This window comes from Rhodobacter sp. P2_H5, assembly GCF_056403335.1.
The window spans coordinates 1-591 of record NZ_JBFUFS010000136.1 but is presented as its reverse complement, the minus strand read 5'-3'; the positions used below and the strand labels follow the sequence as shown (position 1 = coordinate 591).

Below are 591 nucleotides of genomic sequence, written 5' to 3'. Positions count from 1 at the left end.
ACATGCAGCACCCAGACCAGCGCTTCGGCCCCGGTGTGCCATCCCGACCAGCGCGACAGTCGCCAGGCCTGTGCCAGACCTGCAACCGCACAGGCCACCGCCGTCAAACGCTCTTCAGGCCAGAGGGTCCAGATGACGAGCGCCGCCGCAGTCAGCGCCAGAACAAGGGCATCGTTGCGGCCGAAAGGCACCGGCAAGTTCGGGTTTTGCCGTTGCGCCAGCCAGTTGCGGGTGAAGCTTGGCACGATGCGACCGCCGATCAGCGAGATCAACAGCACGGCAACCGCAAGGCCGATGCGCAAGCCAATGCCATGCGCCGGAAAGCCGCCCTTCGCCGCCTCCAGATGGAAAAGCCCATTGGCGAGCGTCAGGCCCAGCAACAGCGCCAGAACCGGCAGGTTCTTCCAGGTGCGCCCAGCCACCACCTCACGGGCAAGGGCCGCGAACAGGGCCAAAGGGAAGGCAAGGTCGATCAGCGCGACCAGGCCCCAGGGCAACAGCGCCGACACCGCCACGGCAAGACGCCCGGCGAGCCAGAGTGCCACCAGTCCGGCCAGCGGTTTTCCCACGATCGGCAGCGCGCCGGTCCAG

General features: G+C 67.5%; 1 protein-coding gene. It reads right to left on the bottom strand.

Annotated features, from left to right (window positions below; genetic code table 11):
* On the bottom strand, positions 1–591 hold a 591-nt coding region (locus AC1DVR_RS23960), incomplete at both ends, for an NnrS family protein (RefSeq protein WP_478003117.1).